Origin of the sequence: Pseudomonas sp. BMW13 (genome assembly GCF_013357275.1) — a bacterium.
Lineage (GTDB): Bacteria > Pseudomonadota > Gammaproteobacteria > Pseudomonadales > Pseudomonadaceae > Aquipseudomonas > Aquipseudomonas khazarica.
Window position 1 is genome coordinate 158,788 of record NZ_SUKD01000013.1, and the last position, 25,156, is coordinate 183,943.

At 65.4% G+C, this 25,156-nt stretch carries 23 protein-coding genes; 18 read left to right on the forward strand and 5 right to left on the reverse strand.

Going from position 1 to position 25,156, the window contains the following annotated elements:
• Nucleotides 1-45 precede the first annotated feature (45 nt).
• The 7 genes from E4487_RS11375 (at nt 46) to E4487_RS11405 (ending at nt 4,798) form a co-directional block, all read left to right on the forward strand.
• Entirely contained in the window at nt 46-1,167 is a 1,122-nt protein-coding gene (locus E4487_RS11375; RefSeq protein WP_134676354.1) for a beta-ketoacyl-ACP synthase III, read from the forward strand.
• A 71-nt stretch (nt 1,168-1,238) separates the two neighbouring features.
• Complete coding sequence (locus tag E4487_RS11380; RefSeq protein ID WP_037048720.1) at nt 1,239-1,841, forward strand: RNA polymerase sigma factor; 603 nt, start codon at nt 1,239-1,241, stop codon at nt 1,839-1,841.
• Nucleotides 1,835-2,068, forward strand: a complete 234-nt coding sequence (locus tag E4487_RS11385; protein ID WP_037048717.1) for an anti-sigma factor — start codon at nt 1,835-1,837, stop codon at nt 2,066-2,068. Before E4487_RS11380 ends, E4487_RS11385 begins: the two co-directional genes overlap by 7 nt.
• Before the next feature lie 256 nt (nt 2,069-2,324).
• Nucleotides 2,325-2,618 carry a hypothetical protein gene (locus E4487_RS11390; protein WP_037048714.1) on the forward strand — a complete coding sequence of 98 codons (294 nt, stop codon included), beginning with the start codon at nt 2,325-2,327 and terminating at the stop codon, nt 2,616-2,618.
• A gap of 16 nt (nt 2,619-2,634) precedes the next feature.
• Nucleotides 2,635-3,477 (forward strand): DUF692 domain-containing protein, encoded by an 843-nt coding sequence (locus E4487_RS11395; RefSeq protein ID WP_175253383.1) that lies wholly within the window; start codon nt 2,635-2,637, stop codon nt 3,475-3,477.
• Complete coding sequence (locus E4487_RS11400; RefSeq protein ID WP_175253384.1) at nt 3,474-4,184, forward strand: DUF2063 domain-containing protein; 711 nt, start codon at nt 3,474-3,476, stop codon at nt 4,182-4,184. Before E4487_RS11395 ends, E4487_RS11400 begins: the two co-directional genes overlap by 4 nt.
• A gap of 5 nt (nt 4,185-4,189) precedes the next feature.
• Nucleotides 4,190-4,798, forward strand: a complete 609-nt coding sequence (locus tag E4487_RS11405) for a DoxX family protein (RefSeq protein WP_037048706.1) — start codon at nt 4,190-4,192, stop codon at nt 4,796-4,798.
• Here the strand turns inward: E4487_RS11405 and E4487_RS11410 are convergent.
• Complete coding sequence (locus E4487_RS11410; protein ID WP_175253385.1) at nt 4,795-5,829, reverse strand: AraC family transcriptional regulator; 1,035 nt, start codon at nt 5,827-5,829, stop codon at nt 4,795-4,797. The two genes, E4487_RS11405 and E4487_RS11410, sit on opposite strands and share 4 nt — an antisense overlap.
• Nucleotides 5,830-5,966: 137 nt before the next feature.
• Here E4487_RS11410 and E4487_RS11415 point away from each other — a divergent pair, with 137 nt between their 5' ends.
• The 3 genes from E4487_RS11415 to E4487_RS11425 all read left to right on the forward strand — a co-directional run bounded on the left by E4487_RS11415 (nt 5,967) and on the right by E4487_RS11425 (nt 10,821).
• Nucleotides 5,967-7,562 (forward strand): FAD-binding oxidoreductase, encoded by a 1,596-nt coding sequence (locus tag E4487_RS11415; RefSeq protein WP_175253386.1) that lies wholly within the window; start codon nt 5,967-5,969, stop codon nt 7,560-7,562.
• 2 nt (nt 7,563-7,564) lie between these two features.
• Nucleotides 7,565-9,142: a glycerol-3-phosphate dehydrogenase/oxidase gene (locus E4487_RS11420; protein ID WP_175253387.1), complete on the forward strand. Its 1,578-nt coding sequence runs from the start codon at nt 7,565-7,567 to the stop codon at nt 9,140-9,142.
• A 95-nt stretch (nt 9,143-9,237) separates the two neighbouring features.
• Nucleotides 9,238-10,821 (forward strand): FGGY-family carbohydrate kinase, encoded by a 1,584-nt coding sequence (locus tag E4487_RS11425; protein WP_373921516.1) that lies wholly within the window; start codon nt 9,238-9,240, stop codon nt 10,819-10,821.
• A 37-nt stretch (nt 10,822-10,858) separates the two neighbouring features.
• Here the strand turns inward: E4487_RS11425 and E4487_RS11430 are convergent, their stop codons facing one another.
• The gene (locus E4487_RS11430) at nt 10,859-11,557 is read right to left on the reverse strand and encodes a pirin family protein (RefSeq protein ID WP_150608841.1); all 699 of its coding nucleotides are present in this window, start codon (nt 11,555-11,557) and stop codon (nt 10,859-10,861) included.
• Nucleotides 11,558-11,732: 175 nt separating this feature from the next.
• Between E4487_RS11430 and yegS the strand changes: the two genes are divergently transcribed.
• The 3 genes from yegS (at nt 11,733) to E4487_RS11445 (ending at nt 14,658) form a co-directional block, all read left to right on the forward strand.
• Nucleotides 11,733-12,647, forward strand: coding sequence for a lipid kinase YegS (gene yegS, locus E4487_RS11435; protein ID WP_175253389.1), 915 nt, complete (start codon nt 11,733-11,735; stop codon nt 12,645-12,647).
• Between the two features lie 98 nt (nt 12,648-12,745).
• Nucleotides 12,746-13,678, forward strand: coding sequence for a chemotaxis protein CheV (locus tag E4487_RS11440; RefSeq protein ID WP_037048692.1), 933 nt, complete (start codon nt 12,746-12,748; stop codon nt 13,676-13,678).
• Between the two features lie 173 nt (nt 13,679-13,851).
• The gene (locus E4487_RS11445) at nt 13,852-14,658 is read left to right on the forward strand and encodes an MOSC domain-containing protein (protein WP_037048689.1); all 807 of its coding nucleotides are present in this window, start codon (nt 13,852-13,854) and stop codon (nt 14,656-14,658) included.
• 74 nt (nt 14,659-14,732) lie between these two features.
• On the opposite strand, the gene E4487_RS11450 is transcribed toward E4487_RS11445, so the two are convergent.
• On the reverse strand, nt 14,733-16,661 hold the full coding sequence (locus E4487_RS11450) for a transglycosylase SLT domain-containing protein (protein ID WP_037048678.1): 1,929 nt from the start codon (nt 16,659-16,661) through the stop codon (nt 14,733-14,735).
• A 234-nt stretch (nt 16,662-16,895) separates the two neighbouring features.
• Between E4487_RS11450 and E4487_RS11455 the strand changes: the two genes are divergently transcribed.
• Both E4487_RS11455 and E4487_RS11460 read left to right on the forward strand, forming a co-directional pair.
• Nucleotides 16,896-18,821 (forward strand): ATP-binding cassette domain-containing protein, encoded by a 1,926-nt coding sequence (locus E4487_RS11455; RefSeq protein WP_037048676.1) that lies wholly within the window; start codon nt 16,896-16,898, stop codon nt 18,819-18,821.
• Between the two features lie 17 nt (nt 18,822-18,838).
• Nucleotides 18,839-19,525 (forward strand): hypothetical protein, encoded by a 687-nt coding sequence (locus tag E4487_RS11460; protein WP_037048674.1) that lies wholly within the window; start codon nt 18,839-18,841, stop codon nt 19,523-19,525.
• Between the two features lie 60 nt (nt 19,526-19,585).
• Here E4487_RS11460 and E4487_RS11465 read toward each other — a convergent pair whose 3' ends face one another.
• Both E4487_RS11465 and E4487_RS11470 read right to left on the reverse strand, forming a co-directional pair.
• Nucleotides 19,586-20,035, reverse strand: coding sequence for a universal stress protein (locus tag E4487_RS11465; RefSeq protein WP_037048672.1), 450 nt, complete (start codon nt 20,033-20,035; stop codon nt 19,586-19,588).
• Nucleotides 20,036-20,179: 144 nt separating this feature from the next.
• On the reverse strand, nt 20,180-21,001 hold the full coding sequence (locus tag E4487_RS11470; RefSeq protein WP_175253390.1) for a hypothetical protein: 822 nt from the start codon (nt 20,999-21,001) through the stop codon (nt 20,180-20,182).
• 467 nt (nt 21,002-21,468) lie between these two features.
• On the opposite strand from E4487_RS11470, the gene fadB reads away from it, so the two are divergent.
• The 3 genes from fadB to E4487_RS11485 all read left to right on the forward strand — a co-directional run bounded on the left by fadB (nt 21,469) and on the right by E4487_RS11485 (nt 25,141).
• Nucleotides 21,469-23,616, forward strand: a complete 2,148-nt coding sequence (gene fadB / locus E4487_RS11475) for a fatty acid oxidation complex subunit alpha FadB (protein WP_037048661.1) — start codon at nt 21,469-21,471, stop codon at nt 23,614-23,616.
• Nucleotides 23,617-23,646: 30 nt separating this feature from the next.
• Complete coding sequence (fadA, locus tag E4487_RS11480; RefSeq protein ID WP_175253391.1) at nt 23,647-24,822, forward strand: acetyl-CoA C-acyltransferase FadA; 1,176 nt, start codon at nt 23,647-23,649, stop codon at nt 24,820-24,822.
• A 76-nt stretch (nt 24,823-24,898) separates the two neighbouring features.
• Nucleotides 24,899-25,141, forward strand: a complete 243-nt coding sequence (locus E4487_RS11485; protein ID WP_037048657.1) for a DUF1653 domain-containing protein — start codon at nt 24,899-24,901, stop codon at nt 25,139-25,141.
• The last annotated feature ends 15 nt before the right edge of the window (nt 25,142-25,156 follow it).

Genomic DNA, 25,156 nt, shown 5'->3' on the forward strand with positions numbered 1-25,156 from the left:
CCTACTGCCTGAGGCCGTCCTTGGCGGCCAAGAAGAGGAATGACCGTGCATAACGTCGTGATCAGTGGTACCGGCCTCTATACCCCGGCCAACAGCATTTCCAACGACGAACTGGTGGCATCCTTCAATGCCTACGTGCAGCAGTTCAACGCCGATAACGCCGAGGCCATCGCCCGTGGCGAGGTCGAGGCGCTGAGCGAGTCCAGCAGTGGTTTCATCGAGAAGGCGTCGGGCATCAAGAGTCGCTTCGTCATCGACAAGGACGGCATTCTCGACCCGCAGCGCATGGTGCCGCGCATCCCCGAGCGCTCCAACGAGCAATGGGGCATCCTCTGCGAGATGGCCGTGGGCGCTGCCAAGCAGGCGCTGGAGCGTGCCGGCAAGACCGTCGCCGACATCGACGGGGTGATCGTCGCCTGTTCGAACCTGCAGCGCGCCTACCCGGCGGTGGCCATCGAAGTGCAGGCGGCCCTGGGCATCGAGGGCTGGGGGTATGACATGAACGTGGCCTGCTCGTCGGCCACCTTCGGCATCCAGGCCGCGACCACCGCGATCCAGACCGGCCAGGCCCGCGCCATTCTCATGGTCAACCCGGAAATCTGCACCGGCCACCTGAACTTCCGTGACCGGGACAGCCACTTCATCTTCGGTGATGCCGCCACGGCGGTGATCATCGAGCGTGCCGACCAGGCCACCTCCAGGCATCAGTTCGACGTGGTCGGCACCAAGCTGCTGACCCAGTTCTCCAACAACATCCGCAACAACTTCGGTTTCCTCAACCGTGCGGCGGAGGAGGGCGTGGGCACTCGCGACAAGCTGTTCGTGCAGGAAGGCCGCAAGGTGTTCAAGGACGTCTGCCCGATGGTCGCCGAGCTGATCGCCGCACACCTGGCGGAAAACCAGCTCAACGTCAGCGACGTCAAGCGCTTCTGGCTGCACCAGGCCAACCTCAACATGAACCTGCTGATCGCTCGCAAGCTGCTGGGCCGTGATGCCGAGCCGCATGAGGCGCCGGTGATTCTCGACACCTACGCCAACACCAGTTCGGCCGGTTCGGTGATCGCCCTGCACAAGAACCAGGACGATCTGCCCGCAGGCAGCCTGGGTGTTCTAAGCTCCTTCGGTGCCGGTTATTCGATCGGCAGTGTAATTTTGCGCAAGCGTTGAACTCTCTTTAAGAATGCCTGACGCGCGCGGGGCGTTCATGCGTGCGCTCAGGCTTCATCCTAGGGAGTTCTATGTCCGATTCCGAACTGCTGGATCGTCTGCTCGCCGGTGAGCAGAAGGCTTATCGCGAGCTGGTCGCTCGCTATCAGGGCGCGATGCGGGCGGTGGCCTACGCCATCGTCGGCAGCCGCCACGCCGACGAGGTGGTGCAGGACGCGTGGCTCGCGGTGGTGCGCAGTCTCAGCGGCTTCGAGGGGCGTGCCAGCCTGAAGACCTGGCTGTTGACCATCACCGCCAATACCGCCAAGACCCGTCTCAAGCAGAATCGCCGCGAGGTGCTGCTCGACGACCTGCCAGCGCCCCACGGCACCATCGGCGAGGAGCGCTTCGCCGACGATGGCCACTGGCTGCTGGCGCCCCACGCCTGGCATCAGGACAGCCCCGAGGCGTTGCTGACCGAGGACGAGCTGCGCGAGTGCCTGGAGCATACGCTGACCAGCCTGTCGGAGTTGCAGAGCAGCGTCCTGATATTGCGCGAGCGGCAGGGGCTGGAGTTGGAGGCGATCTGTAATCTTCTCGACATCTCGCTCTCCAATGCGCGTGTGCTGCTGCATCGAGCACGCCTGAAAGTCTTCGCCACTCTGGAACATTTCGAGGAGACAGGCCAATGCTGACCTGCAAGGAACTGGTCGCTCACTCAAGCGATTTTCTCGACGGCCAACTGACCCTGCGCCAGCGTATCGCGGTGCGCGCGCACCTGGCCATGTGCGGTAACTGCCGGCGTTTCATCCGGCAGATGAAGTTGACCCAGGCGGTGATCCGACAGATGCCAGAGGGCGAGCTGCCCGAACTCGAGGCTCTGTCCGAGCGTCTGGCGCAGACGCGCCGCGACGACGATTGAAGCGAACCCGGAGTGATCCGGGTTTTTCTTTTCTCCCGTTCACCACCATTCATCCCCCGCGTCGCCGCTGTGGGAGGGGCTTCAGCCGCGACCGCCTGGATAGCCGGTAACCGACAGTCGCGCACCTGCTCAATGCGCATTGCCTCCCGGCCAGGGAAAAGTTTTCACCCTCCGCTGTAACGTCCGCACCTGTGCCTCGTCCATTGCTGCGAGGGCGCCAATCCGGCCCCGTCAATCGAATCGATGGAGATGCACCATGAAACAACTCAATACCCTGACTGCCACCCTGGGCGCTGCACTGCTGACTTCCGTGGCGTTCACCGCGCACGCTGCGAGCAACCCGTTCGCCGCGCAGGAACTGGCCAGCGGCTACAGCCTGGCAGCTGCCGAGAAGGCCCAGGAAGGTTCCTGTGGCGAAGGCAAGTGCGGTGGCGAGATGAAGGCCGATCAGGAAGGCAAGTGCGGCGAGGGCAAGTGCGGTGCCGAGAAGAAGGCCGACGCCGAAGGCAAATGCGGCGAAGGCAAGTGCGGCGGCGAGAAGAGCGAGTAAGGGCGAGGGACGGATCATGCAACTCGCACCTCTCAGCGGCGCCGGGCTTGGCCTGCGCCGCGGCCTGCTGGCCGAGCTGAGCGCCGATGCCGCCAGCGGCGCCGACTTCCTGGAGGTCGCGCCGGAGAACTGGATCGGCGTCGGCGGGCGCCTGGGCAAGCAGCTGCGGGCCCTGAGCGAGCGCCGGCCGCTGTTGTGCCATGGTCTTTCCCTCAACCTGGGTGGCTTCGCACCGCTGGACCTGGACCTGCTGCACGCCATCAAGGGTTTTCTCGATGCGCACGGCGTGCTGGCCTACAGCGAGCACCTGTCGGCCTGTGCCGACGAGGGCCAGCTCTACGACCTGATGCCGCTGCCGTTCTCCGAGGAGTCGGTGCTGCGCATCGCCGAGCGCGTGCGCATCGTCCAGGACGTGCTGGAACGGCCGCTGATCATCGAGAACGTCTCGGCCTATGCGCGCCTGCCGGGTGAGCTGGAGGAGGCAGAGTTCGTCTGCGCGGTGCTGGAGCGAGCCGACTGCCAGCTGCTGCTGGACGTCAACAACGTCTACGTCAACAGCCTGAATTTCGGCTTCGATGCCGATGCCTACATCGCGGCGATGCCCCGCGAGCGCATCGCCTACCTGCATGTGGCCGGTCACTACGACCAGGCCGACGACCTGAAGATCGATACCCACGGAGCCGCGGTGATCGACCCGGTCTGGGCCCTGCTGCGTGCCACCTACGCGCGGCATGGCGTGCGACCGACGCTGCTGGAGCGCGACTTCAACTTCCCGCCGCTGGCCGAACTCTATGCCGAGCTGGCGCATATCCGTGCGTTGCAGCAGGCCGCGGCACCTCTCGACAGGTACGGCACATGAAGGGGATCGAGCTGCAGCGCGATTTCGCCGCGCGCATCCGTCAGCCCGATGCGCACGGGCTGCTGCCGGGGATCGCCGCCGAGCGCATGGCGATCTACGAGGAGCTGTTCTTCAACAATGTCGCCAGCCTGGTGAGCGGTGCCTTTCCGGTGCTGCGCGGTGTGCTCGGTGCCGAGCGCTGGCAACGCCTGGTGCGCGGCTTTCTCGCCGAGCACCGTGCCGCTACCCCCTATTTCCTGGAAATCAGTCAGGAGTTCATCGCCTGGTTGCAGCAGGGCTACCGCCCTGAGCCTGACGACCCGCCGTTCATGCTGGAGCTGGCGCACTACGAATGGGTGGAGCTGGCGCTGGATGTCAGCGAGGCGCAGCTGCCGCAACGCGGCTGGTCGCCGCTGGCCTGGCCGCTGGCCTATGTGTGGCCGGTCCAGCGCATCGGTGCTGAACATCGCCCTGCGCTGCCGCCTGACGAGCCGACCTGCCTGCTGGTCTGGCGGGATGGCAAGGATCAGGTGCGCTTCATGCAGCTGACGCCCTTCGCCTACCAGCTGGCGCTGCGCCTGCAGACCGGCGAACCACCGTTGCAGGCGCAGCTGGCCCTGGCCACGGCTGCAGGCTTGGCCGCCGACCGCAGCTATTTCGCTAACGCCCGTGCGCTGCTGGAAGACTGGCAGGCGCGCGACATCTGGTTTCCCTATACCGAGGACTGACCGTCATGATCGCTTTGCTCAATCGTTTCCAGGATGCGCTGGAGTATTCCCGGCGCCTGGATTTCCTCGGCCCGCTGCTGCTGCGCCTGTACCTGGTGCCGGTGTTCTGGATGGCCGGTACGCAGAAACTGGCCGATATCGGCGCCACGGCGGCCTGGTTCGGTAACCCGGACTGGGGGCTTGGCCTGCCATTCCCCGAGCTGCTGGCCTGGGCCGCGGCGCTGAGCGAGGCCGGTGGCGCCATTCTGCTGCTGTTCGGCCTTGCAGTGCGCTGGATCAGCATTCCGCTGATCGTCACCATGCTGGTGGCGATCTGTGCCGTGCACTGGCCCTACGGCTGGCAGGCGATCGCCGACCCTTCCGCGCCCTTCGCCAACGAACGCGTGCTGGCGGCAGCGCAGAAGCTGGAACGGGCACGCGCCATCCTGCGCGAACACGGCAACTATGACTGGCTGACGAGCAGCGGCAAGTTCGTGGTGCTGAACAACGGCATCGAGTTCGCCGTCACCTACCTGGTGATGCTGGTTGCGCTGTTCTTCAGTGGGGCGGGGCGCTGGTTCAGTCTGGATTACTGGCTGGCGCGGCAGTGGCGCACGCCGCGTGCGTCCGCCTAGGCGAGCGGGTTGTCACGGCGCCGGTTCTCGCGAAACTCCCCCGGCGTCAGCCCGGTCCAGCTCTTGAAACTGCGGTGGAAGGAGCGTGACTCGGTGAAACCCAGGTAGCAGGCAATGTCCTGGATCGCCAGGTCACTGCGCAGCAGGTAGTGCTCGGCCAGTTCCTGACGCAGCTCGTCGAGTATCTGCTGGTAGCTGGTGCCGGCCTGCTGCAGATGGCGCTGCAGGGTGCGCACCGTCATGTCGAACTTCTCGGCCACCCGTTCCTTGCGTGGCAGACCATCCTTGAGCAGCAGGCGCAGGGCATTCTTCACCCGTCGCGGTAGCGGCTCGTCATCGTCCAGGCCGGCCATCAGGGTCAGGGCGTGTTCTTCCAGCGTGCGCAGCAGGTTGGCGTCGGCCTGGCGCAACGCGACGCCCAGGTAGTCCAGCGGCACCAGCAGCGCATTGCATGGCTGCTCGAACAGCACCGGGCAGCCGAACAGCTGCTGGTAGTCGTCTAGCGTGGTGCCGGCCGGTTGCGCGTGCTCGAACCACACCTCGCGTGGCGAGTGCTCGGAGTCGGCGATCCAGCGTGCGTACAGCAGCCAGGAGGCGAGCACGTTCTCCACCATGTGTCGCCGCACCTCGGGGCCCTGATGACGGCAGCTCCAGATCAGACGTACATGGTCCTCGGCCGCTTCGATACGGCTGGTGCCCATGTCACCCACCAGTTTCTCGTAGGGCACGATGCGGCTCATGGCTTCGCCCAGGGTGGCGCAGTTCATGGCGATGTAACCGAGCACGCTCCAGGAACCCGGCTGCACGAAGCGCGCCGCGTGCAGGCCGAACAGCGGGTCGGCGGAAACGCTCATCAGGTGTTCCAGCAGGCGTTCATGCACCTCGCTGGGCATGCGCTTGCCGTTGTCGGCCAGGTCGCGCGCATCGATGCCGGCCGCCGCCAGCGCGCGATCGATGTCCAGGCCGAGGTGCTCGGCCTGGCGCAGGTACTTGAGCAGGGCGGGAACCGAGGTGTAGCCGAGGTTTTCCATGGGTTCTTCTTGTTCTGGGTGAAAGGGTGCTCTGCCTGTCTTGATTGGCGACAGCGCCTGTCACAATCCGACAGTGACGGCGGACGACGGCTGGCTAGTATAGGCAGCCATCAGTGCTGATCGGAATGGGGAACGCAATGCGACGCTGGAACGGATGGGGTGACGAGTCGACCGAAGTGGAACTGCCGGCACATGGCGAGGCGTTTCTCGCCGAGCTGATCGGGCCAGGGCAGCGTCTGGCCGATGCCAGCCTGGCACAGGTACTGGCCAGTGTGCCGCCGTCGCGCCTGGCGCCGCACCCGTCGATCAGCCAGGACGCCGAGATGCGCGTGCGCCACGCCCGTGGGCAGAGCCTGCCGGATTGGCTGGCTATGCGCTCCGGGGATTTCGGCCTGTTTCCCGATGGCGTCGCCTGCCCGGAAAGCGCCGAGCAGATCCGCGAGCTGCTGGCCTGGGCGCAGCAGCACGACGTCACGCTGATTCCCTATGGCGGCGGTACCTCGGTGGCCGGGCACATCAATCCGCAAGCCGGCGAGCGCCCCGTGCTGACCCTGTCGCTGGAGCGCATGACGCGTCTGCTCGACATCGACGAAGATAGCCTCATCGCCACCTTCGGCCCCGGCGCCAATGGCCCGCAGGTCGAGAGCCAGTTGCGCGCACGCGGCTACACCCTGGGGCACTTCCCGCAGTCCTGGGAGCTGTCGACCCTCGGCGGCTGGGTGGCCAGCCGCTCCAGCGGTCAGCAGTCCCTGCGCTATGGGCGCATCGAGCAACTGTTCGCTGGCGGCAAGCTGGAAACCTTCGCCGGCACCCTGGAGATTCCCACCTTCCCGGCCTCGGCCGCCGGCCCCGACCTGCGCGAGCTGGTGCTGGGCTCGGAAGGGCGCTTCGGGGTGATTTCCGAAGTGCGCGTGCGCATCAGCCGCCTGGCCGAGCAGGAGCGCTTCTATAGTGTCTTCCTGCCCGACTGGCAGCAGGCACTGAGCGCCGTGCGCCAACTGGCCCAGGCGCGCGTACCCCTGTCCATGTTGCGTCTGTCCAATGCCATCGAGTCGCGTACCCAGCTGGCGCTGGCCGGGCGTCCGCAGCAGATCGCCCTGCTGGAAAAGTACCTGGCGTTGCGCGGCGCCCGTGACGGCAAGTGCATGCTGACCTTCGGCGTCACCGGCAGCCGCGTGCAGAACGCCGCCTCGCTGAAACAGGCGCGGCGCCTGCTGAAGGGCTTCGGCGGGGTGTTCACCGGCACCCTGCTGGGCAAGAAGTGGGAGCAGAATCGCTTCCGCTTCCCGTACCTGCGCCACGGTCTGTGGGAGGGCGGCTATCTGGTCGACACCCTGGAAACCGCCACCGACTGGTCGAACGTCGACAACCTGCTGAACAAGGTCGAAGCCAGCCTGCGCGAAGAGCTGGTCGGCGACGGTGAGCGCGTGCATGTGTTCACCCACCTGTCGCACGTCTATGGCGAGGGCTCCAGCATCTACACCACCTATGTGTTCCGGCCGGGCAGCGACTACGCCGAGGCCCTGTCGCGCTGGCAGCGCCTGAAGGCCGCGGCCAGCCGCACCATCGCCGAGAACCGCGGCACTATCAGCCACCAACATGGCGTCGGGCGTGACCATGCGCCGTACCTGGTGGAGGAGAAGGGCGAGCTGGGCATGGCCGCGTTGCGCAAGCTGTCCGCGCATTTCGATCCTGAACAGCGCCTGGCTCCCGGCGTGCTTCTGCAGGACTGATCATGGAAGCCTGGAACGCCGCCTGGCGCGAACGTGCCCTGCCCGAGCTGGCGGCGCGCGACTGGGACTTGCTGGTGATCGGCGGCGGCATCTGCGGCGCCGGCATCCTGCGCGAGGCCGCCCGGCGTGGCTGGCGTTGCCTGCTGCTGGAGCAGCGTGACTTCGCCTGGGGCACCTCCAGTCGCTCGTCGAAAATGGTCCACGGCGGGTTGCGCTATGTCGCCAAGGGGCAACTGGCGCTGACCCGTGATTCGGTACGCGAGCGCCAGCGCCTGCTGGGCGAGGCACCGGGGCTGGTGCAGCCGCTGAGCTTCGTCATGCCGCACTATCGTGGCGGCTTTCCCGGCCCCAGGGTCTTCGGCGGCTTGCTGAGCCTGTATGACGCCCTGGCCGGCAAGCGCAATCACCTGTTCTACCCGCTGCAGCAACTGCGCTACCTGGCGCCGGGCCTGCGCGAGGATGGCCTGCTGGGTGGCACGCGTTTCTTCGACGCGGTGACCGACGATGCGCGCCTGGTGCAACGTGTGCTGGGTGAGGCGCGCAGCGACGGTGGCGAGGCGCTCAACGGCATGCGCGTGGTCGAGCTGCTGCGCGAGGCGGACCAGGTCGTCGGTGTGCTCGCTGAGGATACGCAGACGGGCGCGCGCTACCCGCTGCGCAGTCGCGCCGTGGCGCAGGCCACCGGGGCCTGGGCCGACCGCCTGCGGACGCCGGGCAATGGGCGGATCCGCCCGCTGCGCGGCAGCCATCTGCTGCTGCCGGGCTGGCGCCTGCCGGTGGCCCACGCCTTCAGTTTCATGCACGCGGACGATGGTCGGCCGGTGTTCGTCTTCCCCTGGGAGGGGGCGACGGTGATCGGCACCACCGACCTGGATCATGATGGGGCGCTGGATGACGAAGCGGCCATCAGCAACGCGGAGGTCGACTACCTGCTGGCGGCCTGTGCCCAGCAGTTTCCCCAGGCCCTGGTCGGCCGCGCCGACGTGCTGGCGACCTGGGCCGGCGTGCGTCCGGTGGTGAGTGACGGCGCCGTCGGCCTGAAGCCCTCGGACGAGAAGCGCGAGCATGCACTGTGGGTCGAGCCGGGGTGCGTGACCCTGGCCGGCGGCAAGCTGACGACCTTCCGGCTGCTGGCGCTGGAGGTGCTGCGCGCTTGCGCCGGCTTCGTCGGCAAGACGGTTGACGACCGCGGTTGTGCGGTGTTCCGCGCTGAAGCGTTGCCGTCCATGGCGTCGCTGAGCCCGGCGCAGCAGCGGCGTCTGGCCGGTCGCCATGGTCGCCAGCTGGGCGAGGTGCTGCGGCGGATCGAAACCCAGGGTGAGGCGTGCGTCGCCGGCACCGACACCCTGTGGGCCGAGCTGGCCTGGGCCGCAGACGGCGAACTGGTGCTGCACCTGGACGACCTGCTGCTGCGCCGTACCCGTCTGGGCCTGTTGCTGGCCGAAGGCGGACGTGCCGAGCTGCCGCGCATTCGTGCGCTGTGCCAGCCACGCCTGGGCTGGAGCGACGAGCGCTGGCTGCAGGAACAAGCGAACTACCTGGCGCTCTGGCAACGCTGCTACAGCTTGCCGCCAGCCTGATCATCCAGCGGTGGCCTGGCCGCCGCTGGCAGCCCGGACGCGAACCGGGACAAACGAAGAAGCCGCGCCCGGTATGTATCCGGCCACGCAGCCACATGCCTGACAAGAAGGATCACACCTTGAGCGAACCAAGCTACCTGCTGAGCATCGACAACGGCACCCAGAGCGTGCGTGCGCTGCTGTTCGATACCGCCGGCAACCTGCTCGCCAAGGGCAAGGTGGAGCTCGACCCGTACTTCTCCAGCCAGCCGGGCTGGGCCGAGCAGGACCCGGAGTACTACTGGGCCAGCCTGGGTGAGGCCTGTCGGCTGCTCTGGCAGCAGGCGGACATCGACCGCAGCCTGATCAAGGGCGTGGCGGTGACCACGCAGCGTGGCAGCGTCATTCATGTCGATGAGCAGGGCACGCCGCTGCGCCCGGCGATCCTCTGGCTCGACCAGCGTCGTGCCGAGGTCCGCGAGCGCATCAACGGGCCGTGGGGCTGGCTGTTCAAACTGGCCCGTGCCGAGGAGGCGGTCGATCACTTCCGTGGCCAGGCCGAGGTCAACTGGGTCGCCCAGCAGCAACCGGAGATCGCCGCCCGCACGCACAAGGTGCTGCTGCTCTCGGGCTTTCTCACCCATCGTCTGTGTGGCCGTTTCGTCGACTCGACCAGCAGTTGCGTGGCCTACCTGCCGTTCGACTACAAGCGCCTGTGCTGGGCTGCGCCGCGGGACTGGAAATGGCAGGCGCTGGCGGTACGTCGGGAACAGCTGCCCGAGCTGTTCAAACCGGGCGAGCGCCTGGGCAGCATCTCGGCGCAGGCGAGTCGTCACACCGGTATTCCGGAGGGGCTGCCGCTGATCGCCGCTGGCGCCGACAAGGCCTGCGAGGTGCTCGGCTCCGGCGCACTGGACGCGAGCACCGCGTGCCTCTCCTACGGCACCACGGCGACCATCAACACCACCCGCAGTCGTTATCTGGAGACCATCGCGCTGATTCCGCCGTACCCGGCAGCGCTGCCGGATCACTTCAACACCGAGGTGATGATCTATCGCGGTTTCTGGATGGTCAGCTGGTTCAAGCGCGAGTTCGGCCTGCGCGAGATGCAGCGCGCCGAGGCTCTGGGCGTGGCGCCCGAGGCCCTGTTCGACGAACTGGTCAACGCCGTGCCCCCCGGCTCCATGGGGCTGATGCTGCAACCCTACTGGACCCCCGGTATCCGGGAGCCCGGACTGGAGGCCAAGGGCTCGATCATCGGCTTCGGTGACGTGCACACGCGCGCCCACCTGTATCGCGCCATCCTCGAAGGGCTGGCCTATGCCCTGCGCCAGGGCAAGGAGCGCATCGAGAAGCGTGCCGGCACGCCGATCCGGCGTCTGCGCGTGTCCGGCGGTGGTTCGCAGAGCGATGCGGCGATGCAGCTGACCGCCGACATCTTCGGCCTGCCGGCAGAGCGCCCGCATCTGTACGAAACCAGCGGCCTCGGGGCGGCGATCAACTGCGCCGTGGGCCTTGGCCTGCATGCCGACTATGCGGCCGCCATCGCCGCGATGACCCGCGTCGGCCAGGTCTTCGAGCCCGACCCGGCGGCGCAGCGCATCTACGAGCAGCTCTACACGCAGGTCTACCAGCGCATGTATCGCCAGCTCAGGCCGCTGTACCAGCGCATTCGCAAGATCACCGGCTATCCGGCCTAGGGCTGCAAGCCGGGAGGTGCGTCGCCCCCGAATGGCCTCAGGCGACGTCCACCAGCACGATCTCGCTGTCTTCCTGCGCTTCGACGCGCAGCTGGGTTTCCTCGGCGATGGCCACGCCGTCACGTGCCTTGGCGGCCACGCCGTTGACGCTGAAGGCGCCGCTGGCCGCGACCAGATAGGCCTTGCGGCCTGGCTGCAGGCTGTACTCGGCAGTCTGTCCGGCCTTGATCGTGGCGGCTAGCAGTCGCGCATCGGTGCGGATGCGCAAGGCGTCGACATCTTCCTCGTAGCCACTGGCCAGGGTGACGAAGGCTCCGGAGCGATCCCCCTTGGGAAACGGCTTGGCGCCCCAGGACGGCGGCAGGCCCGCCTGGGTCGGCTGGATCCAGATCTGGAAGATCTTGGTGGTCTCATCCTCCAGGTTGTACTCGCTGTGGGCGATCCCGGTGCCGGCGCTCATCACCTGCACGTCGCCGGCCTCGGTACGGCCCTTGTTGCCCAGGTTGTCCTCGTGGCTGATCGCCCCTTCGCGGACATAGGTGATGATCTCCATGTCACGATGCGGATGGGGCGGGAAGCCCGAGTGCGGCGCGATCTCGTCGTCGTTCCAGACACGCAGGTTGCCCCAGCTCATGCGCTGCGGATCGTAGTATTCGGCGAAGGAAAAATGGTGGCGGGCATTGAGCCAGCCGTGGTGGGCGCCACCGAGTTGTTCGAACGGACGTACGTCAATCATGGTCAATCCTCCTGTCACGCCAGGGCTGAGTCCCGGGCAGTGTCGATGGCGGCATGATCCATTTGGTTTAATCGATTTTAAAGCGCAATATTTTTGGCATTAACATCGATTTATTCGATTATTTTCGCGAAGGCCAAGCACTAGGCTTTCGCTGAACCCTTCAAGGAGGAGTGCGATGGGCGAGCGCAAGGCCTGGCTGATCCTGCATGGCAAACAGGCACTGAACGAAGAGGTGAGGGCGGCGGTGAATGGCCTGCGCGAGCGTGGCTGGGACCTGGCGGTGCGCCTGACCTGGGAAGGCGGTGACGCCGAACGACTGGTCGAGGAAGGGCTGGCGGCCGGCTATCGGACGCTGATCGCTGGCGGTGGCGATGGCACCCTGCGCGATGTGGTCGAGGCGCTGGTCAGGGCGCAGAGCGAGGCGAGCCTGGCGCTGCTGCCACTGGGCACCGCCAATGACTTTGCCCACGCCGCCGGTATCGCCCTGGCCCCCGCCGCCGCGCTGGCGCTGCTGGAGGTCGAGCCGGTGAGCGTGGATATCGGCATGGCGGGCGAACGCGCCTTCCTCAACATGGCCACGGGCGGCTTCGGCTCCAACGTCACCGCCAACACGCCGGAAGAACTGAAGAAGGTGCTGGGCGGCGCCGCCTATCTGCTCACCGGGCTCAGCCGCTTTTCCGAGGTGCGCGCCGCCACGGGGCGCTTCCACGGGCCTGACTTCGACTGGCAGGGGGAGTTTCTCGCGCTGGGCATCGGCAACGGCCGTCAGGCCGGCGGCGGCCATGTGCTGTGCCCGCAGGCCAGGGTCGACGACGGCCTGCTGGACGTCTGCATCGTACCGGCCGCGCAGGATGTGGTGACGACCCTGGGCACCCTGCTGTCGGGCGGCATTCGCGGCCTGCAGAGCGTGGCGATCAACGCCCGCCTGCCCTGGGTCGAGGTCGAGGCCAGCGAGGGGCTCGACCTCAACCTCGATGGCGAGCCGATGACGAGCGAGCGCCTGCGTTTCGACGCGGTGCCTGCTGCCCTGCGTCTGCACCTGCCGGAGCATTCCCCGCTACTCGGTCGCTGGTCAGGTGAGGAGGGCTGAGGCATGATGGCTGAGCGCCAGCAATGCTACAGTCTGCCGGCCGCTCGCCGATAACCCTAATGGCAGGCTAGACTCACTAAACACCACGGGAGCGCATGATGGCCGGCATTCTTGATTCAGTAGATCAACGCACGCAACTGGTCGGCGAAAACCGCCTGGAAATCCTCATGTTCCGCCTGGGCGGCCGGCAGCTGTTCGCGATCAACGTGTTCAAGGTGCAGGAAGTCCTGCAGATGCCCAAGCTGACGCTGATGCCCCAGCGCCATCGCTTCGTCTGTGGCGTGGTCAACCTGCGTGGTCAGACCCTGCCGGTGATCGACCTGTCTCAGGCCATCGGCATGCGCCCGCTGGTGCCGGATGAGCGCAGCACCATCATCGTCACCGAATACAACCGCTCCGTGCAGGCATTTCTGGTCGGCAGCGTCGACCGCATCCTCAACCTCAACTGGGAGTCGATCCAGCCGCCCCCTGGCGGTGCCGGCCGGCAGCACTACCTGACCGCCATCACCAAGGTCGACGAGCAGATCGTCGAGGTGATCGACGTGGAGAAGGTGCTGGCCGAGATCGTGCCGATGAGCACCAAGGTATCGGCCGAGAAGCTGGCCGACCCGCTGCTGGAGAAGGCGCGTGGTCGTGAGGTCCTGCTGGTCGACGACTCCAGCGTGGCGCTCAGCCAGCTGCGTGACACCCTGACCCAGCTGGGCATTCGCCTGCACATGGCCAGCGACGGCCTCAAGGCCTTCAACCTGCTGAAGAAGTGGGCCGACAGCGGTGAGGTGATGACCGACAAGCTGCTAATGGTCTTCACCGATGCCGAGATGCCGGAAATGGACGGCTACCGGCTGACCAGCGAGATTCGCAGCGACCCGCGCCTCAAGGACCTCTACGTGGTGTTGCACACCTCGCTGTCCGGCAGTTTCAACGAGGCCATGGTGAAGAAGGTCGGCTGCGACGGTTTCCTCTCCAAGTTCCAGCCGGACAAGCTGGTGGACGTGATCCGCACGCGCCTGGAGCTCGACGAGCCCCGCTAGGGCTACACGCCAGGTTTCGTCCTTGCGTCGCAGCGTGGGCGGGGCGACTGCCCGGCGCTGACGCTGCCCATCCCTAACCCGCTACCCGGGTTTACCCTGTTTCCTGCAGCCTGGTGCTTGTGAGCATCGACGTCAGCTCGTATAACGGCGTTTTGCCAACAGGGAGCTGACCCATGCCGAGTCTTTCGGAGCTGTACCGCTATCCGCTCAAGTCCGGGCGCGGCGAGGCGCTGCAGCGCAGCGCGGTCGATGGCCTGGGGCTCAATGGCGACCGCCGCTGGATGGTGGTCGATGCCGACAGCGGTCGCTTCATCACGCAACGCCTGCTGCCGCAGATGAGCCAGCTGAGCGCCCTGTACGACGGGCGTGGCGGCCTGACGCTCAGCGCGGCCGGGGTCGAGGATCTGTGCGTCGCGCTTCCCGAGCCGGATCAGGCGTTGCGCGGTGTGACCGTCTGGCGTGACAGCCTGCGCGTGCCGGATGCCGGTGACGAAGCGGCGGCCTGGCTCAGTGCGCTGCTGGGCAAGTCCTGTCGCCTGGTACAGGTGCCGGACGAGCGTACCCGCCAGGTCGATACCGCCTATGCGCAGCCAGGGGACCGGGTGGCCTTCGCCGATGGTTTCCCGCTGCTGCTGATCGGCCAGGCGTCGCTGGACGATCTGTCGCGGCGTGTCGGCCAGCCGCTGTCGATGCTGCGCTTTCGCCCCAACCTGGTGGTCACCGGCAGCGAGGCCTACGCGGAAGACAGCTGGAAGCGCATTCGCATTGGCGAGGTGGAGTTCGACGTGGCCAAGGGCTGTTCGCGCTGCATCCTCACCACCGTCGATCCGCAGACCGGTGAGCGCCATGCCCAGCGTGAACCGTTGGCCACGCTGAAGACCTACCGTGAGCGCGATGGCGATGTGTACTTCGGTCAGAACCTGCTACCGCGCGGCGTAGGCGAGCTGCAGGTGGGCATGCCGGTCGAGGTGCTGGAATAAGCCGCAGGCCATGAGCCTCGGGCTGCAAGCCGCAGCGCTGTGTTCAGCGTTCATGGCTTGCAGCGCACGCGGTTTCACTGGTCGTCGAAGAAGCGCTCGTTCCAGGCCACCAGCGGGTGGGGGGCATTGAGCTTCTGGCCGTAGATGACCGAGTAGGACAGCACGTTCTGCACGTACTGGCGGGTCTCGTCGAACGGGATGTTCTCCACCCAGACGTCATAGCTCAGGTGATTGGCGCCGCGCAGCCACTGGCGCACGCGGCCTGGACCGGCGTTGTAGGCCGCCGAGGCGAGCACGCGGTTGCCGTTGAACTGCCCATACACCTGGCTCAGGTAGGCGGCGCCCAGCTGGATGTTGGTCTCCGGGTTGATCGCCTGCTTCGCCGAGGACAGGGGAATGCCGAACTTGCGTGCGGTTTCCCGGGCGGTGGCCGGCATCAGCTGCATCAGGCCCATCGCGCCGGCATGGGAGCGGGCGTCGGCCATGAACGCGCTCTCCTGGCGGGTGATGGCGAATACCCAGCTCGAATGGATGTCACGGCGTCGCGCTTCACGCACCAGGTCATCCCGGTGCGCCATGGGGAAGCGCACCTCCAGGTCGTCCCAGTACTGGGCCTGGCTGATGGTGCGGATGGCGGGGAAGTACCACTCCATGTCGTAGGCCAGGCGTGCCTGAGCCACCAGTTCATCGCGACTGAACAGGCGGCTGACGTGGTACCACTCGCGCCGGCCGTCGACGATCTGCCCCAGGGCGTGGAATTCCATGGCGCGGCGGATGCCGGCCGTGTTGCGCACCTTCTGGATGACCTTGGGGTCGATGTGCAGCGGCTGGTTGTTCAGCTGGTAGGGGGCCTTGACCTGGTCGGCGGCCATGAAGCCGTAGAAGTCACGTTCCTTGGCCAGTGCCTGGAACAGCACGGCCGGTTGCTGGCTGTTGGGCTGGGCCAGTTGCAGGCTGCGGGCGTTCCAGTAGCGCCAGCGGTTGCTGCTGGCCAGCTCGGCCGGCATGCGCTGGGTCAGCTGGTAGGCCTCATCCCAGCGACCGTTGCGCAGCAGCAGCCGTGCGCGCCACTCGCTGACGCTGTTGTCGCGCAGTTCCGGGTCGTACTTGGCCATCACCTGCAGCCCGCGCATGTCGAAGCGCTTGGCCAGGGTCAGGCCGATCTGCCGGGCGATGGCGACCTTCTCCTGTTCGGAGAACTTCATGCGCTGCGCGTAGCTGTCCAGCAGCGGCAGGGCGTCTTCCGGGCTCTGCCGGGCCAGGCGACGCAGGCCGAGACCGACCACGTCGCCCATTGCCTCGTCGGCCGGAGCGAAACGTGCGGTCTGCTTCAGGGTTTGCGGTTTCTGCGCCACCTCGAGCAACAGCTTGCCGTGGGTGCCGAGGGTGGACAGCCCCTTGACCAGGTAGTTGGCCAAACCGTAGTTGCCGGCCTCGACGGCCAGCTTGGTGCGCTGCCAGCGGCGGCTCTCCGTGAGCTGGCCGTTGGCCGTCCAGCGTTCGAACAGCGGGTCGCAGGCATTGGGTTGCGACTTGCCCACCAGCCAGAGCTTCTCGGCCGTGGCATTGCCTTCCGCGACCTGGCCATGGGTCATCTGGTACTGGCCGTAGAGGCAGTCCAGTTCGGTGAAGTTCATCGCCGGATCGTAGTGCGCGAGAAAGGGTTTCCAGTCGCCGCGCTCGGCCAGCATGCGCAACCAGCGCAGCTTCATCCAACTGGCTTGCGGCAGGTCGCCATGCTCGGCGAGAAACTTCTCGATCTCGGCATTGCTGGCGGACTTGAGCCGGCTGGTCAGGTCGTCGTAGGTCAGGTAGGGCGTCAGCGGGTAGTCACGCAGCGCTGTCCGGTAGGTGCGGTAGGGACCGCTGTCGCCCTTGGCCAGTGCGCGCTTGGCTTCGTCGTAGTACTGGCGCTGCTGGGCAAGGCTGGCGGCTTCGGCGCTGGCGACGCCGGCGGAGGTGAGGATCAGGCAGGAAATTACGGAGAGAAAGCGACTGCGCATGGTATATCCAGGGGCAAGCGGGTGATTGGGCAACACGGTCCGTGTTGTTGCATACGTCTAGCTTAGCGCTTCATCGAGGCAGGGTGAATGGCGCAGCGCCGGACGGACATATGCGGCAAAAAAGCGGCGTCGGGGCGCTCGGGCGCCATCCGGGTGGATGCCGCTGTCGGCGCGAAACGGCAACAGCCCGGTTGCATCTCGGGTAGAATGCGCCCCCTGTTTCTGGAGATGCCCATGACCCTGCTCAAGTTCGCTGACGTATCCCTCGCCTATGGCGCCATGCCCCTGCTCGACGGGGTGTCGTGGCAGATCGCACGGGGCGAACGGGTGTGCATCATCGGCCGCAACGGTACCGGCAAGTCGAGCATGCTGCGCCTGGTCAAGGGCGACCAGATGCCGGATGACGGCGAAATCTGGCGGGCGCCCGGGCTGAAGATCGGCGAGTTGCCGCAGGAGCTGCCGCGTGCCGACGAGCGCACGGTGTTCGACGTGGTCGCCGAAGGCCTGGCCGGAGTCGGCGAGCTGCTGGCGCGTTATCACCACCTGGCGCAGCACATCTCGGGCGATGACGATCTCGAGCAACTGATGCACGTCCAGCAGGAGCTGGAAGCCAAGGACGGTTGGCGTTTGCAGCAACTGGTCGACAGCACCCTGAGCCGCCTGCAACTGCCTGCCGACAAGACCCTCGCCGAGCTGTCCGGTGGCTGGCGCCGCCGCGTGCTGCTGGCGCAGGCGCTGGTTTCCGAGCCGGATCTGCTGCTGCTCGACGAACCGACCAACCACCTGGATATCGGCGCCATCGCCTGGCTCGAAGAAGCGCTGAAGGACTTCGGCGGCGCTGTGCTGTTCATCACCCACGACCGCTCCTTCCTGCAGAACCTGGCCACGCGCATCCTCGAACTGGATCGTGGCGGGCTGATCGACTGGAACGGCGACTACGCCAGCTTCCTCGTGCACAAGGAGCAGCAGCTTGCTGCCGAGGAAACCGCCAACGCGCTGTTCGACAAGCGCCTGGCACAGGAGGAGGTGTGGATTCGCCAGGGCATCAAGGCACGCCGTACGCGCAACGAAGGCCGGGTGCGTGCGCTCAAGGCGATGCGTGCCGAGCGCGCCGAACGTCGCGAGCGCCAGGGCAAGGCCACCATCCAGCTGGAGACGGCGGACAAGTCCGGCAAGCAGGTCATGGTGGCGGAGAACGTCAGTTTCGCCCACGCCGGCGGTCCGTTCCTGGTCAGGGACTTCTCCATGGTGCTGCAGCGTGGTGATCGCATCGGCCTGCTGGGCGCCAACGGCACCGGCAAGACCACCTTGCTCAAGCTGCTGCTGGGTGACTTGCAGCCGAGCAGTGGTGGCATCGAGGTGGGCACCAAGCTGGAAGTGGCATATTTCGACCAATTGCGTCACCAGCTCGAGCCGGAGAAGACGGTGATCGACAACGTCGCCGAAGGGCGCGACTTCATCAGCATCGATGGGCAGAACCGCCACGTGCTGAGCTACCTGGGCGACTTCCTGTTCAGTCCGCAGCGGGCGCGCACCCCGGTGAAGGCGCTCTCCGGGGGGGAACGGGCACGACTGTTGCTGGCGAAGCTGTTCAGCAAACCGGCCAATCTGCTGGTGCTCGATGAACCGACCAACGATCTGGATGTAGAAACTCTGGAACTGCTCGAAGAAGTCCTGCTTAACTTCCCTGGTACGGTGCTGATGGTCAGCCACGATCGTGCCTTCCTCGACAATGTCGTGACCAGCACCCTGGTGTTCGAGGGCGAGGGCAAGGTGCGCGAGTACGTGGGTGGCTACCAGGACTGGCTGCGCCAGGGTGGTTCGCCGCGCCTGCTCGGCGTCGGCGAGAGCAAGTCGGGCAAGGCCGAGCTGGCCAGCGCGGTCGTCGAGGCACCGGTGGCAGAGGCGCCACAACCGGTTCAGGAAAGCAGCGAGCCGGCGAAGAAGAAACTCAGCTACAAGCTGCAGCGCGAACTCGAAGCGATCCCCGGGCAGATCGATGCCCTGGAGCAGGAGATGGCCGCGCTGCAGGAACGGATTGCGGATCCCGGCTTCTATCAGCAGCCGGTGCAGACCACCACGGACGTATTGGCGCGTCTCGATGACCTGCAGAAGGAGTTGGACAGGTTGATCGAGCGCTGGGCAGAGCTGGAAGGCTGACGAAGGAACGAACAGGCATGGCCATCGAGTACCGCATCACCCTGGATGATAATCATCAGTTCAGCTATCGGATCGAGCTGAACCGGGAGTACGACCCCGAGGAGGCTCAGCAGGCACCTGCCTGGACGCGTCTCGGGCACCAGCAGTGCAGCAACTGCCCGCTCAGCCGCGAGCAGTTCAGCAACTGCCCGGCGGCGGTCGACCTGCATCGGGTGATCGAGGATTTCCGTGGCTTGCCGGCGTTCAAGAAAGCCAGTGTCTGGGTTCGCACGCCGGAGCGCGAGTACACCAAGCACCTGGGCCTGGAGGAGGGGCTGCGTGCGCTGCTGGGGGTGATCATGGCCACCAGCGCCTGCCCGCTGCTGGGGCGCCTGCGGCCCATGGCGCAGCATCACCTGCCGTTCGCCAATAACCAGGAGTTCATCCTGCGCGCGGTGTCGCTCTACCTGACGCGGCAGTACTTCAACATGCGTGAAGGGCGTCTGGCCGATTGGGAACTCAAGGGGCTGGTGCGCCTGTTCCAGCAACTGAAGTTGGTCAATCAGGCGTTCTGGCAGCGCATCCACGACACCTGCGAGGGTGATTCGAACCTCAAGGCCTTCCTCACCTTCTTCTCCCTGTCGTCGAGCATGACGGTATCGCTGGAGACTCAGCTGCAGAAGATCCGCCCGCTGGTCATGAGTGCCGGCGATTCCTTCGACTGAGCAACGAAGCGCCGCCAGTTGTGATCTCCCGCGGCTCAGCGATGAGCGCGGGAGACAGGATCAGGCGTGTTTTTCCGGCTTCTTCAGGCGCACCGCGAGCACGTCGCAGGGCGCACCATGCAGCACGTCGTTGGCGGTCGAGCCGAGCAGCAGCGCCAGGCCGTGGCGACCATGGCTGCCGACCACGATCAGGTCGCAGCCCTGTTCTTCGGCGAGACGGTGGATTTCCTGGCGCGGCTGGCCGTAGGCAAGGTGGCGCTGGTCCGCGGCGAGCTCGGGGTATTTGCCGGAGAAGCTGTCCAGGCGCTCGCGGGCCTGTTCGAACTGCTGTTGCTGCAGCATCGACAGGTCCATCGGCACGTCACCACCGAAGGCCATGGCCATGGGCTCGACGATGTGCACCAAGGACATCTTCGCTCCGCTGGCCTGCGCCAGTTTCTGTGCGCGAACCACCACGGGGTCGCATTCGTCGGTCAGGTCTACGGCGACCAGAATATGCTGGTAGGGCATGGTGAACTCCTCGTGAAAGGCAAATAGCGCTGTATCAAGTATGGCCCCATTGCATGCGATAGGGCGACCGATCATGGCAGGGAAAAGAAAAAGCCCAGTGCGAGCACCGGGCGGAGGTGGCCAGGCAGGCCGGAATGCGGGGCATCAGTGCTGGCTGGCGGCATATTGCGCCGATACGCCTTCTAGGCCTTCGATGATGCTGTCGGAATACTTGCTGATCAGGAAAGGTACGGTATTTTCGTTGTAGTTGCGCAGCGATTTCTCGATGTAACGCCATTTGGTCTCGATGCTGTTCAGCGCAGCGCTGATTTCCGGCGTGTTCTGCTGCGCGCTGCTGAGACTGTCCAGCTTGCTGGCGAACTCACCCGCCAGCTCATCGATTGCCCGCTCCTCGCCACCGCCGAAGAAGCTGGCGCCGACCGAGGCGCTGCGCGAGGCATAGTCCAGGGCGATGTTCTGCATCAGCAGGCTCTGCTCGCGGCTTTTCTGGGTGAGCGGCGGAACGCTGTGGCCGCTTTCCTGTTGAATCTTCTGATACAGCTCCTGACTGATGGCCATCAGGCGCTGATTGCTGTCGGCGAGGTCGGCAACCGGCTGCAGGTCGGTGTAGCCCTTGGTGCGCATGGCGTCCATCAATGCCTGGAGCGAGGTGTGGTAGCTCTGCCAGTTGCTCAGCAGTTGGGCGCGCAGGGCCTTGCTGGCGTCGCCGGGCATGTCGCCCAGGGCACTGAGGTGCGACTGCACGTCCTGCAGTGATTCGCCGATCATCCGCGCATAGCGCTGGTCGCCTTCCATGCCGTTGTACATGTAGAAGTCGCCCAGGCTCTTCTGCATCGCCAGGCGCAGCTGGTGCAGGCGCAGCAGGTCATCGGCCGGCGCGGCATTGAGCAAGGGAGAGGAAAGCAACGTGAACAGCAGAACGAGCAGGGCGCTCAGGGGGAATGCAAGCGAACGGCGGCTCGACATTGGCGACTCCGTGTGGCCCATCGTGGGGCTCGATTTGTTGTTGTAGTGCTCACGGATGGCGCTGTGCCAGCCGAAAGTGAGACGACTGTACCCGGAGCGTCGGCGTTTGGCTAGGGACTCGGGCTTGCCTGCAACAAACGCGAAAACACCGGCAATGGCGCGATATTGACGCTATTTATCGAGACCCGCTGGAGGCCGCGCGTGACCAGGCTTGCGCAAATCGTCGGGAAAACGTCGAAACGAGGCCAATTGACAAGCGCGGGCTTTTCCCCGAAGGTGTGCACACCCAAATCAAACGGGCGTATGAATTGAGCGTTTGCCTGGTCAGGCGCGCCAACACAGCCCGAATATCGCGTCGGCGGGTGTGTCGTACCGATTGGGGCTATGCTCGACGGCTGTGCCGCGGGCAGGCCTGCCGGTTGGCTCCGATGTGTACTGTTCAGCTTCCATACCGTGGAGATCAGTTGATGATTTACGAAGGTAAAGCCATCACGGTTAAGGCTCTTGAGAGCGGCATCGTCGAATTGAATTTCGACCTCAAGGGTGAGTCCGTCAACAAATTCAACCGTCTTACCCTCAACGAGCTGCGCGCCTCCGTCGACGCGATCAAGGCTGACGGTTCGATCAAGGGCGTGATTGTCACCAGTGGCAAGGACGTATTCATCGTCGGCGCCGATATCACCGAGTTCGTCGACAACTTCAAGCTGCCCGACGAAGAGCTGGTGGCTGGCAACCTGGAAGCCAACAAGATCTTCAGTGATTTCGAAGACCTCGCCGTGCCGACCGTCGTCGCCATCAACGGCATCGCCCTGGGTGGCGGTTTCGAGATGTGCCTGGCCGGTGACTACCGTGTGATGAGCGAGACCGCCAAGATCGGTCTGCCGGAAGTCAAACTGGGCATCTACCCGGGCTTCGGCGGCACCGTGCGCCTGCCGCGCGTGATCGGTACCGACAACGCGGTCGAGTGGATCGCTTCGGGCAAGGAAAACAAGGCTGCCGACGCCCTGAAGGTTGGCGCCGTCGACGCCGTCGTCGCCCCTGCCAAGCTCAAGGACGCCGCGCTGGACCTGGTCAAGCGCGCCATCTCCGGCGAGCTGGACTACAAGGCCAAGCGTCAGCCCAAGCTGGAAAAGCTCAAGCTCAACGCCATCGAGCAGATGATGTGCTTCGAGACCGCCAAGGGCTTCGTCGCTGGCCAGGCCGGCCCGAACTACCCGGCACCGGTCGAGGCGATCAAGTCGATCCAGAAAGCCGCCAACTTCGGCCGTGACAAGGCGCTGGAAGTCGAGGCCGCCGGCTTCGTCAAACTGGCCAAGACCTCGGTTGCCGAGAGCCTGATCGGTCTGTTCCTGAACGACCAGGAGCTGAAGAAGAAGGCCAAGCACCACGACGAAATCGCGCGTGACGTGAAACTGGCTGCCGTACTCGGCGCCGGCATCATGGGCGGCGGTATCGCCTACCAGTCGGCTTCCAAGGGCACGCCGATCCTGATGAAGGATATCCGTGAAGAGGGTATCCAGATGGGCCTGAACGAGGCCTCCAAGCTGCTCGGCAAGCGCGTCGAGAAGGGCCGCATGACCCCGGCGAAGATGGCCGAGGCGCTCAACGCCATCCGTCCGACCATGTCCTACGGTGATTTCGGCAACGTCGACATCGTCGTCGAAGCCGTGGTCGAGAACCCCAAGGTCAAGCAGATCGTGCTGGCCGAAGTGGAAGGCGTCGTACGTGAGGACGCCATCCTGGCTTCCAACACCTCGACCATCTCCATCAGCCTGCTGGCCCAGGCGCTCAAGCGCCCGGAAAACTTCGTCGGCATGCACTTCTTCAACCCGGTGCACATGATGCCGCTGGTCGAAGTCATCCGTGGCGAGAAGTCCAGCGAAGTGGCCGTGGCCACCACCGTTGCCTACGCCAAGAAGATGGGCAAGAACCCGATCGTGGTCAACGACTGCCCCGGCTTCCTGGTCAACCGCGTGCTGTTCCCGTACTTCGGCGGCTTCTCCAAGCTGCTGGGCTTCGGTGTCGACTTTGTGCGCATCGACAAGGTGATGGAGAAGTTCGGCTGGCCCATGGGCCCGGCCTACCTGTCCGACGTGGTCGGCATCGACACCGGTCACCACGGCCGTGACGTGATGGCTGAAGGCTTCCCGGACCGCATGGCCGTGGAAGGCAAGACCGCCGTCGACGTGATGTACGAAGCCGACCGCCTGGGCCAGAAGAATGGCAAGGGCTTCTACGCCTACGAGACCGACAAGCGCGGCAAGCCGAAGAAGGTCTCCGACCCGGCTGCCTACGAGCTGCTGAAGTCGATCGTGGTCGAAGAGCGTGAAGTCACCGACGAGGACATCATCAACTTCATGATGATCCCGCTGTGCATGGAAACCGTTCGTTGCCTGGAAGACGGCATCGTCGACACCGCAGCCGAGGCCGACATGGGCCTGATCTACGGCATCGGCTTCCCTCCCTTCCGTGGCGGTGCGCTGCGCTACATCGACTCCATCGGTGTCGCCGAGTTCGTCGCCCTGGCCGACAAGTACGCCGACCTGGGCGCGCTGTACCACCCGACCGCCAAGCTTCGCGAAATGGCCGCCAACGGCCAGAAGTTCTTCGGTTAAGCGCGCAACGACTAGAGCGAGAGTGAATTTATGAGCCTGAATCCTAGAGATGCAGTGATCGTCGACTTCGGTCGTACCCCGATGGGTCGTTCCAAGGGCGGCATGCACCGCAACACCCGCGCCGAGACCATGTCCGCGCACCTGATCAGCAAGCTGCTGGAGCGTAACGCCAAGGTCGATCCGGCCGAGGTCGAGGACGTGATCTGGGGCTGCGTCAACCAGACCCTGGAGCAGGGCTGGAACATCGCGCGCATGGCGTCGCTGATGACCCAGATCCCGCACACCAGCGCCGGCCAGACCGTCAGCCGTCTGTGCGGTTCGTCCATGAGCGCGCTGCACACTGCCGTGCAGGCGATCCAGACCGGCAACGGTGACGTGTTCGTCGTCGGTGGTGTGGAGCACATGGGCCACGTCGGCATGATGCACGGTGTCGACCCGAACCCGCACCTGTCGCTGTACGCCGCCAAGGCGTCCGGCATGATGGGCCTGACCGCCGAGATGCTGGGCAAGATGCACGGCATCGGCCGCGAGCAGCAGGACGCCTTCGGTGAGCGTTCGCACCGTCTGGCGCACAAGGCAACCGTCGAAGGCAAGTTCAAGGATGAAATCATCCCGATGCAAGGCTACGACGAGAACGGCTTCCTCAAGATGTACGATTTCGACGAAACCATTCGTCCGGAAACTACCCTCGAGAGCCTGGCTGCGCTGAAGCCTGCCTTCAACCCGAAAGGCGGCACCGTGACTGCCGGTACCTCCTCGCAGATCACTGACGGTGCCTCCTGCATGATCGTCATGAGCGCCCAGCGTGCTCAGGATCTGGGCATCCAGCCGATGGCCGTGGTGCGTGCCATGGCCGTTGCCGGTGTCGATCCGGCGATCATGGGTTACGGCCCTGTGCCGTCCACTCAGAAGGCGCTCAAGCGCGCGGGTCTGAGCATGGCCGACATCGATTTCGTCGAACTCAACGAAGCCTTCGCCGCACAGGCCCTGCCGGTGCTGAAGGACCTGAAACTGCTCGACAAGATGGAAGAGAAGGTCAACCTGCACGGCGGCGCGATCGCCTTGGGTCACCCCTTCGGTTGTTCCGGGGCCCGTATCTCCGGTACCCTGCTCAACGTCATGAGGCAGAACGGCGGCACCCTGGGTGTCTCCACCATGTGCGTGGGCCTTGGCCAAGGCATCACCACCGTCTTCGAGCGCGTTTAAGCGCTAGCGGACACGAAACCGGGGCCCAGTGCCCCGGTTTTGCTTTTTACGGCTTTTCACTTCGGGAACCCCTTCAATGCAGTTGCAGTCAGGACTCTATCGCCATTACAAAGGCCCGCAGTACCGTGTATTCGGTGTGGCGCGGCATTCCGAGAGCGAGGAAGAGGTCGTGGTCTACCAGGCGCTGTACGGCGAGTTCGGCCTCTGGGTGCGACCGCTGAGCATGTTCTGCGAGGAGGTCGAGGTGGACGGCAAGCGCGTTCCACGCTTTGCTTTGATTCAGGCTGAAGTCAGCCCGATTGGGGCGCATCAAGTCTGACTGCGCAGACCCTGC